Origin of the sequence: Pandoraea sp. PE-S2R-1 (assembly GCF_002179865.1) — a bacterium.
GTDB lineage: Bacteria > Pseudomonadota > Gammaproteobacteria > Burkholderiales > Burkholderiaceae > Pandoraea.
Window position 1 is genome coordinate 611,524 of the sequence record NZ_NGUR01000007.1, and the last position, 16,641, is coordinate 628,164.

Here is a 16,641-nt window from a genome sequence, read left to right on the forward strand (position 1 = left end):
GTTCCCCCATCTCCCCCTTGTTTTGTCCGCGTCCGGCATGCATCATGCTTCCAGACGTACGGTGACCGCTCCCGGCGTGCCGTGCGAGGCCAGACATGACCCGGAGACACCGCATGGATGCCGACACCTCCCGCGATTCCGCCCGTGAGACGTCAAACGACGCCAGTGGCGAGCGCGCGATCAATACCGCGAATTCCCAGAATTCTCCAAGCATCCCGAATGCCGTCAGTAACGCCGCCTTCGCGTGGCAGATTCCCACGCTCTATAACATCGGCGTGGACGTCTGCGATAAATGGGCCGACGGCTCCAACCGTCTCGCCCTCATTCACGAGAGCGCCGACGGCGTGCACGTACGTCTCACCTTCGACGTACTAAAAGAACTCTCCAATCGCCTCGCCAATGAATGGCGCGCCAACGGCGTCAAGGCCGGCGATCGCATCGGCATTTTCCTGCCCCAGTCGCCCGCCACGCTCGTGGCCCACGTCGCCGCCTACAAGCTCGGCGCCATCGCCGTGCCGCTCTTCACGCTGTTCGGCCCCGAAGCGCTTGCCTACCGATTGCAGAATTCAGGTGCCGCCGTCCTCGTCACGGACCTCGCCAGCATCGGCAAGATCGACGACATTCGCGGCGAGTTGCCCGACCTGCGACTCGTCTATGTCGTCCACGACGATCTGCCCGAAGCCCATCACCATGTCTCGGATGACGAAGACTGGGGTGTCGCCGAAGACGGCTTGCTTGCGCTCTGGCCCGCCATCGCCCGCCGTGAAGCCGCTTTCGAGCCCGTGCAGACACGTGCAGACGCGCCCGCGCTGATCATCTATACGTCGGGCACCACCGGCAAGCCGAAGGGCGCTCTGCATGCGCACCGCGTGCTGCTGGGCCATCTGCCCGGTGTGGAAACCTCGCACAACGGCTTTCCGCATGAAGGCGATCTAATCTGGACGCCCGCCGACTGGGCTTGGATCGGCGGGCTGCTCGATGTGCTGCTGCCCGCGCTGCATCACGGTGTGCCCGTGCTCTCGCGCCGCTTCGAGAAATTCGATCCGGTCGCCGCGTTCGATCTGATGGCGCGGCACGGGGTGCGCAACACGTTCCTGCCGCCCACTGCGCTCAAGATGCTGCGCACCGTTACGTCGCCGCGCGAGCACTGGCCGCTGCAATTGCGTTCGGTCGCCAGCGGGGGCGAATCGCTCGGCCCCGAACTACTGGCGTGGGGGCGCGAACACCTCGGCGTCGACATCAACGAGTTCTACGGGCAGACGGAATGCAACATGGTCGTGTCGTCATGCGCGTCGGAATTCCCCGCACTGCCCGGCGCCATCGGACGTGCCGTGCGCGGTCACGCCGTGACCATCGTCGATGACGACGGTGTGCCGTTGCCGGTCGGCGCAGTCGGCAATATCGCGATTGCCCGGCCGAACCCGGTCATGTTCCTCGGCTACTGGCATAACCCCGACGCCACGATGGAGAAGTATCGCGGCGACTTCCTGCTCACCGGCGACGCCGGCTTTGTCGACGAACAGGGCTACATCACGTTCACTGGCCGCTCGGACGACGTCATCACCAGCGCCGGCTATCGCATCGGCCCCGGGCCCATCGAAGACTGTCTGATCCGGCATCCGTCGGTGCAATTCGCCGCCGTGATCGGCGAGCCGGACGAACTTCGTACGGAAATCGTGAAGGCGTTCGTCGTGCTGCGTGAGGGCTTTGAACCGTCGGAAGAACTGTCGCGCGAAATTCAGAATTTCGTGAAGACACGGCTCGCCGCCCACGAATACCCGCGCAAGGTCGTGTTCCTGCCGGAATTGCCGATGACCGTCACCGGCAAGATCATTCGGAAGGCACTGCGGGAGATCGGTACGGCGTTGGGGTGAGGGCAGGGCGCTGTCGTTGCCTCAATGTGTGATCGCCCTATGAAAAATGCCCGCCACATCTATCAGGATGTGGCGGGCATTTCTACAACGATTTCGACTAGCGGTAGCAGCAGTTAGCTACCCGAGCGGTCCAGAAACATCCCTTGCAGGTCGTTCAGGAATCGCTGTCCCAACTCGGTCGGCGCAATGCGCTGCGGGTCGTCGACGAGCAGTCCCTTTTCGACGGCCGCCGTCAGCCCCTTCGCGATCTTCGACATCGGCAAGCCGGTGCGATCGGCAAACAACTCGCTTTTCACCCCGCCCGTAAGTCGCAACGCGTTCAGCATGAACTCGAACGGCAGATCGCGCGCATCGACTTCGTTCTCTTCCTGCACGGCGCTGCCAGCGGCAGCCGCTTCCATAAAGCGTTGCGGATGCTTGTGCCGAATCTGGCGCAAGACCCGATGCGGGAACGAAATCTTGCTGTGCGCGCCCGCGCCAATGCCGAGATAGTCGCCGAATTCCCAGTAGTTCTGGTTGTGCTTCGCGCGACGATGCGGCTGCGCATAAGCCGACACTTCGTAATGCTCGAAGCCGCCCGTCGCCGTACGCTCGGCAATCCAGTCCTGCATGTCGGCCGCAGTGTCATCGTCGGGCACGGTCGGCGGATATTTGTGGAATTGCGTGTTCGGTTCGAGCGTCAGGTGGTACAGCGACAAATGCGGCGGCGAGAACGACAACGCCGTTTCCACGTCCTGCTGACACTGCGCAAGCGTCTGGTTCGGCAGCGCGAACATCAGGTCGAGATTGAAATTGTCGAAGTTCGCCTGCGCGATTTCGATGGCATGACGCGCTTCGTCACCATCGTGAATGCGACCCAGCGCCTTCAGATGCTCGCTGTTGAAGCTCTGAATCCCGATCGACAGACGGTTGATGCCGCTCGCCCGGAAGCTGCGGAACTTGTCTGCTTCGAACGTGCCCGGGTTTGCCTCCATGGTGATCTCGGCGTCGGCGTCGAGCGGCAGCAGCGCGCGCAAGTCCGACAGCAACCGGTCGAGCCCGGCAGCCGACAGCAGGCTGGGCGTGCCGCCGCCGATGAATACGGTATGCACCGGACGCCCCCACACCAGCGGCAGCGATTGCTCCAGATCCTGACGCAAGGCATCGAGATACGCCTGCTCGGGGAACGCCTGCGCGCCGCCTGCGCCACGCCACTCGTGCGAGTTGAAATCGCAATACGGGCACTTGCGCACGCACCACGGAAAATGCACGTACAGCGACATCGGCGGCAAGGCCGGCAAGCTGATTTTGCCGGGCCGCAGGAAGTTCTGTACGGACATCGTGGATTCAGTCATACCGCTCACGCCTCCCGGCCCAGCTTTTCGAGCAGCACACGCAGCGCGCGAGCGCGGTGGCTGTGGGCGTTCTTCACGGCAGGATCGAGTTCCGAAGCGGTCTGATTCAACGAACGAATCAGGAAGTGCGGGTCGTATCCGAAACCGTGCGCGCCACGCGGTGTGTCGACGATTTCACCGTCCCAGCGGCCTTCGGCAATGATCGGCTGCGGGTCTTCGGCATGACGCACCAGCACCAGCGCAGCGAAGTAATACGCATCGCGATAGCCGGGCTTGTCGGCGTGCGGCGCGAGTTGTTCGATCAGATGCTTGTTGTTGGCGGCATCCGATTTTTCGCGCCCCGCACGCGCGGCGTAGCGCGCCGAATAGACGCCCGGTGCACCGCCGAGAATCGGTACGCACAGCCCCGAATCGTCTGCGAGCGCGGGCAGGCCGGTGGCCGCCGCCGCATGGCGTGCCTTGGTCAGCGCGTTCTCGATGAAGGTCACGTGCGGCTCTTCCGCTTCCGACACGCCGAGCATGCCCTGCGGCACGAGTTCAATGCCGAGCGGCTCGAACAGCGACGCAAACTCGCGCAACTTGCCCGGGTTGTTCGACGCCAGCACGATCTTCTGCATCGCCATCGTTACACTCCCAGCGCGCGCTTTTGCGCATCGATCAACTGACGAATGCCAGCATCCGCCAGATCGAGCAGCACGTTGCTTTGTTCGCGCGTGAACGGGGTGCCTTCGGCCGTGCCCTGAATTTCCACGAAACCGCCTTCGCTCGTCATGATGACGTTCATGTCTGTGTCGCAGGCGGAGTCTTCGGCGTAGTTCAGGTCGAGCACCGGCTGGCCTTGATACATGCCGACCGACACGGCCGCCACGTGGGCGCGGATGGGCGACGCTTCGAGCTTGCCGGCGGCGATGAGTTTCGACACGGCGTCGTGTGCGGCGACAAATGCGCCGGTGATCGAGGCGCAACGCGTGCCGCCGTCGGCCTGAAGCACGTCGCAGTCGATCTGGATGGTGCGCGGACCGAATTTCTCCAGATCGAACACGGCGCGCAGCGAGCGGCCGATCAGGCGCTGAATTTCCTGCGTGCGGCCGCTTTGCTTGCCGCGTGCGGCTTCGCGGTCGCTACGGGTGTGCGTGGCGCGCGGCAGCATGCCGTATTCAGCCGTGAGCCAGCCCTGACCGGAGTCGCGCAGAAAGCCCGGCACCTTTTCTTCGACGCTGGCGGTGCAGATGACCTTGGTTTCGCCGCATTCGATGAGCACGGAACCTTCGGCGTAACGGGTGTATTGGCGGGTGATGCGCACGGGGCGCAGTGCGTTTTGCGCACGGCCGTCCGGGCGGGTGATTTGCGTCATGGGTGAGTGTCCTGCGAGGGTGAATTTATGCAGCAATACCCGAATGGTATCGCTAAACGCGATTCGCCAGCCCTTCGGCCGGAAAATGCGATAATCGCATTTCATCCATGCATGCAAAACCGGCTGCTGCATCCGTCCCGCTGACAAAGTGTCATGGGCGTGTGGTACCGGTCACCCCGATGAAAGACAACAATATCTATAGTATGACCGGCTACGCCAGCGTCACGCGCGACATTGCGCATGCCGATGGAGCCGCAGGCGCGAGCGTGTCGGTCGAATTGCGCACGGTTAATTCGCGCTTCCTCGATCTGGCTTTCCGTATGCCGGAAGAGGCGCGCGCGTGCGAGCCGACACTGCGTGAGGGCCTGACGGCCAAGCTCTCGCGCGGCAAGGTCGACATCCGCATTAACGTGCAACGCCCCGAAAGCGGTGTGAATGGTGCGCTGAACATCGACGCCGTGCGCCAGCTCGCCGACCTCGAACAACAGGTGCTCGCCCTCTTTCCCGATGCGGAACGGATGCGCACCGGTGAAATTCTGCGCTGGCCGGGCGTGCTCGGCGAAGAGTCGGTCACGGCCGAAGCTTTGCGCGAAGCTGTCATCGATGCAGGCCGCGCTGCCATCGGCGATCTCGTCGACGTGCGCAAGCGCGAAGGCGCGCAACTCAAGCAAAGCCTGATCGAGCGTATCGAACGCATGGAAACGATCCTCACGGGCCTGCAACCGCTCGTGCCGGAACTGGTCGCGCGCCATCAGCAGAAGATCGTCGATCGTCTGCATGAAGCGCTGGGCATTGTGATTCCCGAAGGGGCTGCGGCACCGGGCAAGGAAGAGATTGCCGATCGTATTCGTCAGGAAGTGACGATGTACGGCGTGCGCATCGACGTGGCGGAAGAACTCACCCGTCTCGATGCTCACCTGAAGGAAACCCGCCACATCCTCGACAAGGGGGGCTTGGTGGGCAAACGGCTGGACTTCATGATGCAGGAGCTCAATCGCGAAGCGAATACGCTCGGCTCGAAGGCCGCCTCGAAAGAACTTGCCGATGCGTCGATGGAGCTCAAGCTCTACATCGAGCAGATGCGCGAGCAAGTGCAGAACCTGGAGTAACTCGCATGTCCCCGCAATCGCCCATCCCGCAAACCGCCTTGCATGCCGAATATCCCGGCAATCTGTTCATGGTGGTCGCCCCCTCGGGCGCGGGCAAATCCACGCTCGTGAACGCACTGCTCGCGCAGGACGACGAGATCCGTCTGTCGATCTCGAGCACCACACGCCCGCCGCGTCCCGGTGAAGAGGACGGCGTGCAATATCACTTTCTGAGCGCAGAAGATTTCGTCGCGCGTCGCAAGCAGGGGGAATTCCTCGAAAGCGCCGAAGTGCACGGTAACTACTACGGCACGTCGCGCGTGTGGATCGAAGAACAGATGCGCGACGGTCACGACGTGCTGCTGGAAATTGATTGGCAAGGCGCGCAGCAGGTGCGCAAGCGCTTTATCAATGCCGTGGGCATCTTCATTCTGCCGCCGTCGATCGCGGCACTTGAGGAGCGCCTGAAGAAGCGCGGTCAGGATGAGCCGAACGTCATCACGCGCCGTTTGCTGGCGGCCGGTGGTGAGATGGCTCACGCCCCGGAAGCGGACTTCATCATCATCAATGAAGACTTCCAGCGTGCGCTGGCGGAGCTGCAATCGGTGGTCACGGCCACGCGTTTGGGCTTCACATCGCAGCGCGCGCGTCACGAATCACTGTTCATCGAACTCGGCATTCACTCGCCGCAGGAAGACGAATAACCCGTTTTACGTATCGCTGCGCGCTGGCTGGCGTTCGCGTTTTGCGCGAGTGTTCGCCGGCTGCGATAGAATACGCCCTATATTGAGAAGGAACCTCCTTATGGCCCGAATTACCGTTGAAGATTGCCTGAAACAAATCCCGAATCGCTTCGAGCTCGCACTCGCTGCGACCTACCGCGCCCGCCAACTGGCGCAAGGTCACACGCCGAAGCTCGAAAACAACAAGGACAAGCCGACCGTCGTCGCGCTGCGCGAAATCGCTGCGGGTCAGGTGGGCATCGAGATGCTCAAGAAAGTGCCGCTCTGATTTTCGGGAGACAGCACTAATGCGATGTGACGTTCCGGGCCGCTCGACGATGCAGGTACACGTATGAGTCACGCGAAATCACCGGCTACGTCCATCGCTGCGGATGAACCCAAAGCGGGGGAGCCCAAGCCCGAGCGCAAGAAGAAAAAGGGCGAAAGCGCCACGCGGCAGTACATCGACGCACTGCTCGAACAGTCGTATCGGCACCTCTTCGGTCCGACTGCGACGCCCGAGCAGCCGCGCAAGCACGAGGTCGTATCGATTGCCCGTCTGAAGGGCATGCTTGGGGAGTACCTCAAGGAAAGCGAACTCGCGCAGATCAAAGAAGCCTTCCAGTTCAGCGACGAAGCCCATTTGGGCCAATATCGCCAGAGCGGACAGCCTTACATTACCCATCCCGTCGCCGTTGCCGAGATCTGTGCCGAGTGGAAACTCGACGCACAGTCGATCATGGCTGCGCTGCTGCACGACGTGATGGAAGACCAGGGTGTGACGAAGGCCGAACTCGCTGAGCGTTTCGGTCCGAAAGTCGCCGAACTGGTCGACGGTCTGTCGAAACTCGACAAGATGGAGTTTCGCAGCCGCGAGGAAGCGCAGGCGGAGAGTTTCCGCAAGATGCTGCTCGCCATGGCGCGAGACGTGCGCGTCATCCTCGTCAAACTCGCCGACCGGCTGCACAACATGCGCACGCTGGGCGTCACGTCGACCGAGAAGCGTCGCCGCGTGGCGCGCGAAACGCTCGACATCTATGCGCCCATCGCCCACCGGCTGGGCCTGAACAATACCTATCGCGAACTTCAGGATCTGAGCTTCGCGAATTACCATCCGCGTCGCTACGCCGTGCTCGACAAGGCCGTCAAGGCCGCGCGCGGCAACCGGCGCGAGGTGGTGGGTAAGATTCTCGATGCCGTCGAGAAAGCCCTCAAGGAAGGCGGCGTGAGTGCCGACGTCTTCGGCCGCGAGAAGACGCTGTTCAGCATCTACAACAAGATGCAGGAAAAGCAGCTCTCGTTCTCGCAGGTGCTCGACGTCTACGGCTTCCGTATCGTCGTTGAATCGAATCCGCAGTGCTACCTCTCGCTCGGTGTGCTGCACGCGCTCTACAAGCCGGTGCCGGGCAAGTTCAAGGACTACATCGCGATTCCGAAGGTCAACGGCTATCAGTCGTTGCACACGACCCTCGTCGGCCCGTTCGGCACGCCCATCGAGTTTCAGATTCGCACCCGCCACATGCACGAGATTGCGGAAGCGGGTGTGGCGGCGCACTGGCTGTACAAGAACGGTGGCGCCGATATGAACGATGTGCAGAAGTACGCACATCAATGGTTGCAGTCGCTGCTCGACATTCAGAGCGAGACCGGCGATTCGACCGAATTCCTCGAACACGTCAAGATCGACCTGTTCCCCGACGCCGTCTACGTCTTCACGCCCAAGGCACGCATCATGGCGCTGCCGCGCGGCGCCACGGCGCTCGATTTCGCCTATTCGGTGCACAGCGATCTGGGTAACCAGTGCGTGGCCGTGAAGATCAACAACGAGTTGCTGCCGCTGCGCACCGAGTTGAAGAACGGCGACATCGTGGAAGTGATTACCGCCCCGTATTCGAAGCCCAACCCCGCGTGGCTGGGCTTTGTGCGTACCGGCAAGGCACGCTCGGTGATCCGGCATTACCTCAAGACGATGCGCTTTGCCGAGTCGGTACAGCTTGGCGAGCGTCTGGTCGAGCAGGCATTGAAGGGCTACGGCCTGACCATGAGCGAGATTTCTCCGGAGATCTGGGAAAAGCTCGCGCAGTGGACCGGCAACAAGGATCGTCAGGACATCTTCGCCGACATCGGCCTCGGACGCCGTGTGGCGGCCGTCATGGCCAAGCGCCTCGCGGTGCTCTCGTCGGGCAAGGAAGGCGAGAACGACGACAGCCCGGACGATCCGGATGCCCCGCGTACCGGCGACGAGAATGTCGGCCCGCCGGTGCTCATCACCGGCACCGAAGGCATGTCGGTACAGTTCTCCGCTTGCTGCCGTCCGATTCCGGGCGACGCGATCATGGGCTATATCGGCATCGGCCTCGGCATGGCAATTCACACGACCGATTGTCCGGTCGCGCGCCGCATCCATCGCAAAGATCCGACGCGCTGGATCGATGTGGCCTGGGCACCGCTGCCGGGCCGCATGTTCGACGTCGGCATCAAGGTGCTCGTGCATCACAACCGTGGCGTGTTCTCGCGCGTGGCCGCCGATATCACGGCGTCGGACGCGAATATCGTGCACATCGGGATGGATGAGGTGGTGCCGGACGAGTCGGCCACGCTGCGCTTCCTGATTCAGGTGAGCGATCGGGTGCATCTTGCCAACGTGATGCGCCGTATCCGCGTGAATCCGGACGTGATGCGTGTGGCCCGCGAGCGACCGAGTGAACGGCATCAGGAAGAGTTGCACGCGAATCACGCGATGCGTATTGCCCGCGAGCGCGGTCCCTTCTGATGAAATGACGGCCGACGCACGCCAGTCTGGCGCTGCGTCGGCGTTTTCATGATTTCCCTCTAGTGACTTTGGGCTGCCGTCATTCCGATGGCGGATAGTGCACGTCCAGAATCTCGATCTGTTCGAGTCCGGCCGGTGTGCGCAGCGGCACGGTGTCGCCGACCTTGGCCTTGGTGATGGCGCGTGCCATCGGTGATATCCAACTGACGCGGCCTCGGTCGAGATCGACCTCGTCGATGCCCACAATCATGATGGTGTGCTCGTCGCCCTTGCCGTCGGTATAGGTGACTTCTGCGCCGAAAAACACCTGATCGACGTTCTCCTGCCGGCGCGTGTCGACGACTTCGGCATTGTCGAGCCGTTTGGTGAGAAAGCGAATACGACGGTCGATCTCGCGCAGGCGGCGTTTGCCGTAGATGTAGTCGCCATTCTCCGAGCGGTCGCCGTTTGACGCCGCCCACGACACGATCTTCACCACTTCGGGACGCTGATTGTCGATCAGATCGAGCAGTTCGTCCTTGAGCCGCCGATAGCCGGCCGGCGTGATGTAGTTCTTCGTACCCGCAGGAATTTCGGGGGCGCCGGCGTCGAGATCATCATCGTCGTCGCCGCTGTCTTCTTTGACGAATGCTTTGTTCATGAGCCTGAGCGCACCGTAGCGGCGCGCAGTAAAAGCGTTTCGGGATGCCTGCATCTGAGCGCACCGTAGCGGCGCGCAGTAAAAGCGTTTCGGGATGCCTGCATTATAGGAGCGTTGCGGCGCGGCATTGCGACCGATGCGTCATGGAACCGCCGCGCAATGTCCTCTACAATCGATCATCGTTCCCCAACAGTCATTCAGGAGCTTCGCGTCATGACCGGTTCCTCAAGTTCCACCAGCGCCACCAGCCCGTTCCTTGCCGTCCTCAAGCCGCATACGAGCGATATCGGGGCGTTCACCGTGCAGCGCAGTCTGCCGAGCCTGCCGTTCAAGACGGTCGGGCCATTCATCTTTTTCGATCACATGGGGCCAGCCACGCTCGCGCCGGGGCAGGGCATGGACGTGCGCCCGCACCCGCATATCGGGCTGGCGACCGTCACGTATCTGTTTGACGGGGAAATCAATCACCGCGACAGCCTCGGCAGCGATCAGCGCATCACGCCGGGCGCCGTGAACTGGATGACCGCCGGTCGCGGCATCGTGCACTCCGAGCGGACCCCGGAGGACGTGCGCGAGCGCGGCGGTGACGTGCACGGTATTCAGACTTGGGTGGCATTGCCGCAAACCGATGAGGAGACCGAGCCGTCGTTCTCGCATCACGAGGCGTCGTCGCTGCCCGACATCTTTGCACCGGGCGTGCATATGCGCCTGATTCTCGGCGAGGCCTTCGGCGAGACATCACCGGTGAGAGTGTTCTCGCCGATCTTCTACCTCGCGGTGGAAATGGAGCCGTGCGCCGCATTCGTGTTGCCGCCGGAGTACGCGGAGCGCGCCATCTACACGGTGCAAGGCGAGGTCACAGTGAACGGCGAAACGCTGCCCGAGCAACGCATGGGTGTGCTTGCACCGGGCAGCGATGTGAACGTGGTGGCGGGTGATCAGCCTGCGCGGTTGATGCTGTTGGGCGGCGCGCCGCTCGATGGCGACCGCTTCATCTTCTGGAATTTCGTGTCGTCGAGCCGTGAGCGCATCGAACAGGCCAAAGCCGACTGGACCGCGCAACAAATGGGCCACGTGCCCGGAGAGACGGAATGGATTCCGATCCCCGAACGTAAGCCTGCTGCAAAGTAAGTTCGTTTGCGGTTTAAAAAGCCCGCTGTCGGATCCCCCGGCAGCGGGCTTTTTTATGCTCGCCAATCACATGGATGACGCTGCTACGCGCTCAGCACGATCACGGAACAGCGGCGTTCTTCCAGCAAGCGATGTGAGATGGCACCAAAGTTGAGACGGTCACCGAAGCGCGGTTGGACGCCGAGCACGAGCAGATTGTGTTTGCCGTGATGGATCTGATGCAGCACCGCTTCGTCGACCTTGCCGCCAGCGAGCAGGCGCGTGCGCAGCGTCACGCCGTTGCGTTCTGCCAGTGCTTGCAGGTTCTCCAGCATGGCGGCCTCTGCCGCGTCGGGCCGCAGAGACCGTGGGCGCCAGCGCTTGTGCATCATCCCCGGTGCCATGCGTGCCGAGACGTGCAGGGCAGTCACCGGGGCGTTGGTGGCGCGTGCGAGCGTGATGGCAAGCTCGGCGGCGTGGCGGGAATAGTCGGTGCCCGAGACCGGCACGAGGATATCGAGCGGCGCATCGGGCGTGCGCGCGTGGTCGCCGTGAGCAAGGACGATGGCAATCGCACCGTCGAACGCCTTCGTGAGCGGCAGCACGCCCGTGGGCAGGGGCAGGGGCGGCACGTCGGAATCGGACTCTTCACCGGGGGCGTCGAAGCCGGCGATCACGAACCCGTAGCCCTTGCCGATTTCGTCGGAAATGCGCGTGGCTTCGTGGCTCGTATCGGCTTGTTTCGCTTCCTGCTCGCGCGCCGCGTCGGAAGGATCGCTCGCGACGAACTCGCCGTCTTCCGTCGCGTTGCTCACGCGTTTGTCGTCGTGCGCTTCGCCGACGGGTTCATGCTTCGGGGCGGTTTCGTGTTGACGGGCGTCGTCGGGTGGTGACGAAGTGGCGCGACTGTCTGGCTCGCCTGCGTCGTCATCGACCGGCCCGTGCGGCAATTCGGGCGTCTTCTGCGGCGCTTTGCCCGTGCGCTCGCGCAGCACCAGCCGCTCGGCTTCGCGCCGCAGGACTTTCGCCGTGTCGTCCGGGTGTTTTTCTTCTTTGGCGGCGTCTTTGCGATCCTTGGCTTTGTCGTCGACACCCGGCGTCCCCGGCGCACGGGGAATGGCGAGCATCGCGGCGCTCAGGGCAATGTCATAGGCATGGCGTCCGGCGCCTTCCTCGTCAGCGGCGTCATCGGCATCGGCGCGTTTTTTCTCCGATCGGTCCGGCGTACCTTCCTCTGCATCATCCGGCGCAGGCGCCAGCACGGTCGTCAGCGTGCCGCGCACACCGGCTGTCAGCCCCGCGATCCATGCGGCGAAGCGGCCGTTGGCACTGCCGTCCACCGCCGCGAGAATGCGTTCGACATTCGGCAGGAAATCCTTTTCCTCGGCGGCTTCCTTCTCAAGCCGTGCCTTCTCTTCGGCCGACAGCGGAATGCGCACCAACGCGCGCCGCAGCACGGGCGGCATGACGAGCGTGGTGATGAGCGCCATGATCACGACCATCGTGAACAGGTCTTTGCTCAGCACGCCCAGCGACAACCCGATGCTCGCCACGATGATTTCGGTCGAGCCGCGTGCATTCATCCCGGTGGCCAGCGCGAGCGCTTCCGCAGACGACATCCCGCCGAGACGTCCGCCCAGAAAGCACCCGGTGAATTTGCCGATGCTGGCAATCAGAATCAGGCCCGCCACCAGCCCGAGCATCCGCCAGTCAAAGAGGATGGTGAGATCGACCGACAGCCCCGCCACGCCGAAGAACACCGGCGCGAAGAGGGCCACGATCAAGCCGCGCAACTGCGCTTCGATCTGCTCGGTGAGAATCGGCGATTGCCCGATCATCACCCCCGCCATGAACGCCCCCAGCGCGGTATGCACGCCGAGCTTGTCGGTCGCGAGCGCCAGCACGAAGGTAATCACCAGAATGGCGCTCAGGACGGGCATCTCGCTGGTAAAGCGGTCGTTGGTCCAGCGGATCGCCACTGCGACAGCACGTTTGCCGACGGTGAAGCACAGCACGATGAACAGCAGCGTGCCGCCCAGACTGAACGACAGATGACCGATATCGATCGTGCCGCTGGCGCCCAGCCCAGCGATGGCGGCGATGATGATCCACCCGGTGGTGTCGTCGAGAATGGCTGCCGCGAGGATGATCTGCCCGATGTTGCGGCGCAGATAGTCGACCTCGCGAATCACCATGGCTACCACTTTCACCGACGAGATGGACAGCGCCGTGCCGATGAACAGCGAGGTCACCAGACGGGCTTCAGGGTGCGGGAGCAAATTGTCGGGGAGATGCCAGCCGAGGGCGAAGCCACAGGCAAACGGGATGATCATGCCGCCGGCGGATGCGAAGATCGCCATGCGTTTCATGCGCCGCACGAGACCCAGATCGGTTTCCAGTCCGGTTGAAAGCAGAAGCAACAGCACGCCGAGCTCGGACACCGCGTCGAGCATCTTCTTCTGCGCTTCGTTGTCGGGGAAAACGGCGTGCTGCCATGCGGGTAGCAGGGCGCCGAAGACCGATGGGCCGAGCAGCACGCCTGCAAGCAACTGGCCCATGACGGCGGGCTGGCGCAGACGCTGCATGACCTCGCCGAGCAAGCGCCCGACGAGTACCAGCAAAAGCAGTTGTGTGAAGAAGATCGCCGTGCCGTGGCCTGCGTGCATGTGCCTCCCAGCTATTCATGCGACGGCGCGCAGCGCTCAGTGTGGCGCTCGGCGGCGATGACGGCCGGGACGGGAACCCGGCGCGCTCGCGCGCGTCCGTACCGATATGCCCAGTTTTGCGATTACCATGCGTTATTCATGCATCAAACAAGTCATGCATCCTGCAAGCGGCCGTTCATGTCGAATCAATGACGTATCAGTGATAAATCATTGATGGATTCACGGCCACCGTTCACGCAATTTACCACGCTCTATAGGTCATATGATCGACACCAACCTCGCCAGTTTCGACGACGACGTGCTGGCCGTCTCGCATCAAGTGCCCGTGCTTGCCGATTTCTGGGCGCCGTGGTGCGGCCCGTGCAACGCGCTTGGGCCGTTGCTGGAAAAGCTCGAAGCCGAGGCGCAGGGCCGCCTGCGGCTTGTGAAGATCAACGCCGATGAGAACGCCCAGCTTTGCGCCGACTACGGCGTGCGCAGCTTGCCGACGGTCGTGGCGTTCGTCGATGGCGAACTTGTCGACCAGTTTGTCGGCGCACTGCCCGAGGGCCAACTTCGCGCGTTCATCGAACGTGTCGTGCCGAACCCTGCGGACATGGCGCGTCGTGTGGCGCGCGACGCCATCGCCGAAGGCCGGCCGGAAGTCGCTCGCGACGCACTGCAAGCCGCGCTGGCGCTTGACCCCGCGCATGATGAAATTCGACTCGATCTGGTCGACGTGCTGATCGAAATGGGGGATCTTGCGGGCGCACGCTCGGAACTGGCGCTGATCTCGCCGCGCACGGCCGCCGGTGGCAACGTGCGCATCGCGACGCTGGAAACGCGTTTGGCCGCCGCCGAGCAAGCCAGCCACCTGCCGCCCGCCGCACAATTGCTGCAACGGGTGCAGGCCGAGCCGGACAATCTTCAGGCGCAGCTCGATCTCGCCAATCGGTATCTGGCCGATCATTCGTACGAACAGGCGCTCGAAACGCTGTTGGGCATCGTGCAGCGCGATCGTACGTTTGGCGACGACGTGGGCCGCAAGTCGATGCTCGCCGTGTTCGACGCGTTGGGCAGCGCCGATCCGGCCACGGTGGCTACATGGCGCCGTAAGCTCAGCGCCGCGCTGAATTGACGAGCGGGCCCATGGACTTCAAGAAGCGCAATCGCAAGGTGACGGTATGACGCGCCTCGTATTCTTCTGCGGCCACGCCGGAGCGGGCAAGACGACGCTGGCCAAACGGCTGATTCGCCCGCTCATTACGCGCAGCGGCGAGGCCTTCTGCCTGCTGGACAAAGACACGCTCTACGGCGAGTTCAGTGCCTCCGTGATGGGGGCGCTCACGGGCAATCCGAACGACCGCGACAGCCCCATGTACTTGCAGACGCTGCGCGAGCCCGAGTACGCCGGGCTGCTGGAGACGGCGCGCGAGAACCTGCGGCTTGGCGTGAACGTGCTGGTGGTCGCGCCGCTTTCGCGCGAGTTGCGCGAAGGATTGCTGTTCGATCGCGGCTGGCTTCGGGTAGAGGACGACGTGAGCGTGCACGTCGTCTGGGTCGATCTCGATGAGGCGAGCGCCAAGGCGCGCATCGTGAGCCGTGCCAATCCCAACGACGCTTACAAGCTCGCGCACTGGGACGAGTACCGCGTGCGACGCATCCTGCCACCGGCTGCCGCTTTTCCCGGTCTGCTTCGCTTCGACAATACGGCGCCGACGGCGGAAGACGACGAGCAGTTGTTGCTGACGTTGCTGGCGCACACGCGTTGATCGCGCTTGTGAAAATAGCGCAAGGGGAATAGTCCGAAAACGCAGGATGGGTCGTAGGCGCGGGCCCAAGGCATTGCTAAGGTGCGACTTTCCCCACCTTGAGCACGCCGCCATGACTCTCTTCTCACGCCGGAAATTGCAGCGGATATTGCAACCGATATCCCAACGGCTACCCCAGCCCTCGCGCGTGCCTGCCGTGGGGCGGTACGCCGTGATTCGTCATGCCTTTGGTTACTTGGTCGCCGCCGGCGCAGGCTTTGCCTGCGTCGTGCCAGCCGGCGCGACGCCGATAGGCGCACCGATGACATCCACGCCCGAACTGATCGCACCAGCACCAGCAGCGGCTGATGCCGGGGACACCCTCACAACCGCCTCGCCCACGCTGGACCGCATTCGCCAGCGCGGTCGTATCGAGCTTGGCTATCGGCAATCTGCCGTGCCGTTCTCCTTTGCCGACAAGCATGAGCAGCCGCAGGGGCTGGCGTGGGCGCTGTGTCAGAAGATCGTACCGGCGATTCAGCGAGAGCTTGCGTTGCCGCAACTGGAGAGCGTGCCGGTGCGCGTGATCGAGCAGATGCGCGCACCGCTCGTCAAAGGGGATGCCATCGACATCGACTGTGCCCCCTCGACGCTCACGCCTGAGCGCGCCGAACAGGTCGCCTTCAGCCTGCCTTACTACGCCGCCCATGTGCGCCTGATGGTCCGTCGCGGCAGTGGCATCGGCTCGATCGACGCGATGCGCGGCCTGCGACTCGTGGTGGTGCAGGGCACGACGGCAGAGCGTCTGGTGCGCGCGCGTCAGGCGGACGTGGGGTTTCAACTGCTGATGGCGCGCGATTACGACGAGGCGTTTCATCTGCTGCGTGAACAACGGGGGCAGGCGCTCGCGCTCGACGACGTGCTGCTTCAGGGCTTGCGCACCACGACCAAGACGCCCGATGCGTTCCGAGTCGTCGGACCACCGCTGGCCGATACCCCCGAGTACTACGCCCTTGTGCTGCGTAAAGACGACCCGGCCTTCAAGGCGGTGGTCGACGCGGCATTGGTCGAACTGTTCCGCAGCGGCGAAATGGCGCGTCTGCAAGGTCACTGGTTCCAGAATCCGACACCCCCCTACGGCGTGAACCTGCACATGCTGCCGTCGCCCGAGGTGCAGGCGCTTTGGGCGGCCGGAGGGCGGGAATTACCCAAGCCATCACCGCGAGCCTCAAACCAAGAATCACGCCAAGAATAAGCTAATGACAAAAGTGGCTTTGCGCCGGGCGGCGCAATTCTGTAAATTGCTATCGTGCTGTTAATGCGATAGGAATTTGCTGTGAACGGTTGGCA

At 63.1% G+C, this 16,641-nt stretch carries 14 protein-coding genes; 9 read left to right on the forward strand and 5 right to left on the reverse strand.

The annotated features are described in order from the left end of the window. Window positions 1-113: 113 nt before the first annotated feature. Window positions 114-1,874: an acyl-CoA synthetase gene (locus tag CDV44_RS05390; RefSeq protein WP_087686996.1), complete on the forward strand. Its 1,761-nt coding sequence runs from the start codon at window positions 114-116 to the stop codon at window positions 1,872-1,874. Window positions 1,875-1,987: 113 nt separating this feature from the next. Here CDV44_RS05390 and hemW read toward each other — a convergent pair whose 3' ends face one another. The 3 genes from hemW to rph are packed head-to-tail and all read right to left on the reverse strand — an operon-like array spanning window position 1,988 to window position 4,562. Then, window positions 1,988-3,208, reverse strand: coding sequence for a radical SAM family heme chaperone HemW (gene hemW / locus CDV44_RS05395; protein WP_087686997.1), 1,221 nt, complete (start codon window positions 3,206-3,208; stop codon window positions 1,988-1,990). 5 nt (window positions 3,209-3,213) lie between these two features. Beyond that, on the reverse strand, window positions 3,214-3,831 hold the full coding sequence (gene rdgB / locus CDV44_RS05400; protein ID WP_058378102.1) for an RdgB/HAM1 family non-canonical purine NTP pyrophosphatase: 618 nt from the start codon (window positions 3,829-3,831) through the stop codon (window positions 3,214-3,216). A gap of 2 nt (window positions 3,832-3,833) precedes the next feature. Continuing rightward, window positions 3,834-4,562, reverse strand: a complete 729-nt coding sequence (gene rph, locus CDV44_RS05405) for a ribonuclease PH (RefSeq protein ID WP_087686998.1) — start codon at window positions 4,560-4,562, stop codon at window positions 3,834-3,836. 179 nt (window positions 4,563-4,741) lie between these two features. Here rph and CDV44_RS05410 point away from each other — a divergent pair, with 179 nt between their 5' ends. The 4 genes from CDV44_RS05410 (at window position 4,742) to CDV44_RS05425 (ending at window position 9,145) form a co-directional block, all read left to right on the forward strand. Beyond that, entirely contained in the window at window positions 4,742-5,671 is a 930-nt protein-coding gene (locus tag CDV44_RS05410; RefSeq protein ID WP_058378104.1) for a YicC/YloC family endoribonuclease, read from the forward strand. Between the two features lie 5 nt (window positions 5,672-5,676). Then, window positions 5,677-6,354, forward strand: coding sequence for a guanylate kinase (gene gmk, locus CDV44_RS05415; protein WP_058378105.1), 678 nt, complete (start codon window positions 5,677-5,679; stop codon window positions 6,352-6,354). A gap of 100 nt (window positions 6,355-6,454) precedes the next feature. Beyond that, window positions 6,455-6,661 carry a DNA-directed RNA polymerase subunit omega gene (gene rpoZ / locus CDV44_RS05420; protein WP_039397582.1) on the forward strand — a complete coding sequence of 69 codons (207 nt, stop codon included), beginning with the start codon at window positions 6,455-6,457 and terminating at the stop codon, window positions 6,659-6,661. A gap of 63 nt (window positions 6,662-6,724) precedes the next feature. Next, window positions 6,725-9,145 (forward strand): bifunctional (p)ppGpp synthetase/guanosine-3',5'-bis(diphosphate) 3'-pyrophosphohydrolase, encoded by a 2,421-nt coding sequence (locus CDV44_RS05425; protein ID WP_058378106.1) that lies wholly within the window; start codon window positions 6,725-6,727, stop codon window positions 9,143-9,145. Between the two features lie 79 nt (window positions 9,146-9,224). Here the strand turns inward: CDV44_RS05425 and greB are convergent, their stop codons facing one another. Next, window positions 9,225-9,785 carry a transcription elongation factor GreB gene (gene greB / locus CDV44_RS05430; protein ID WP_087686999.1) on the reverse strand — a complete coding sequence of 187 codons (561 nt, stop codon included), beginning with the start codon at window positions 9,783-9,785 and terminating at the stop codon, window positions 9,225-9,227. Window positions 9,786-9,998: 213 nt separating this feature from the next. Between greB and CDV44_RS05435 the strand changes: the two genes are divergently transcribed. Next, complete coding sequence (locus tag CDV44_RS05435; RefSeq protein ID WP_087687000.1) at window positions 9,999-10,916, forward strand: pirin family protein; 918 nt, start codon at window positions 9,999-10,001, stop codon at window positions 10,914-10,916. 83 nt (window positions 10,917-10,999) lie between these two features. Here the strand turns inward: CDV44_RS05435 and CDV44_RS05440 are convergent, their stop codons facing one another. Then, the gene (locus CDV44_RS05440; protein ID WP_087687001.1) at window positions 11,000-13,561 is read right to left on the reverse strand and encodes a cation:proton antiporter; all 2,562 of its coding nucleotides are present in this window, start codon (window positions 13,559-13,561) and stop codon (window positions 11,000-11,002) included. 262 nt (window positions 13,562-13,823) lie between these two features. On the opposite strand from CDV44_RS05440, the gene trxA reads away from it, so the two are divergent. The 3 genes from trxA to CDV44_RS05455 all read left to right on the forward strand — a co-directional run bounded on the left by trxA (window position 13,824) and on the right by CDV44_RS05455 (window position 16,546). After that, window positions 13,824-14,678, forward strand: coding sequence for a thioredoxin (trxA, locus tag CDV44_RS05445; RefSeq protein WP_371328726.1), 855 nt, complete (start codon window positions 13,824-13,826; stop codon window positions 14,676-14,678). A 46-nt stretch (window positions 14,679-14,724) separates the two neighbouring features. Next, window positions 14,725-15,312 (forward strand): ATP-binding protein, encoded by a 588-nt coding sequence (locus tag CDV44_RS05450; protein WP_087687002.1) that lies wholly within the window; start codon window positions 14,725-14,727, stop codon window positions 15,310-15,312. 301 nt (window positions 15,313-15,613) lie between these two features. Further along, on the forward strand, window positions 15,614-16,546 hold the full coding sequence (locus CDV44_RS05455) for an amino acid ABC transporter substrate-binding protein (RefSeq protein ID WP_170935854.1): 933 nt from the start codon (window positions 15,614-15,616) through the stop codon (window positions 16,544-16,546). Window positions 16,547-16,641: the final 95 nt, after the last annotated feature.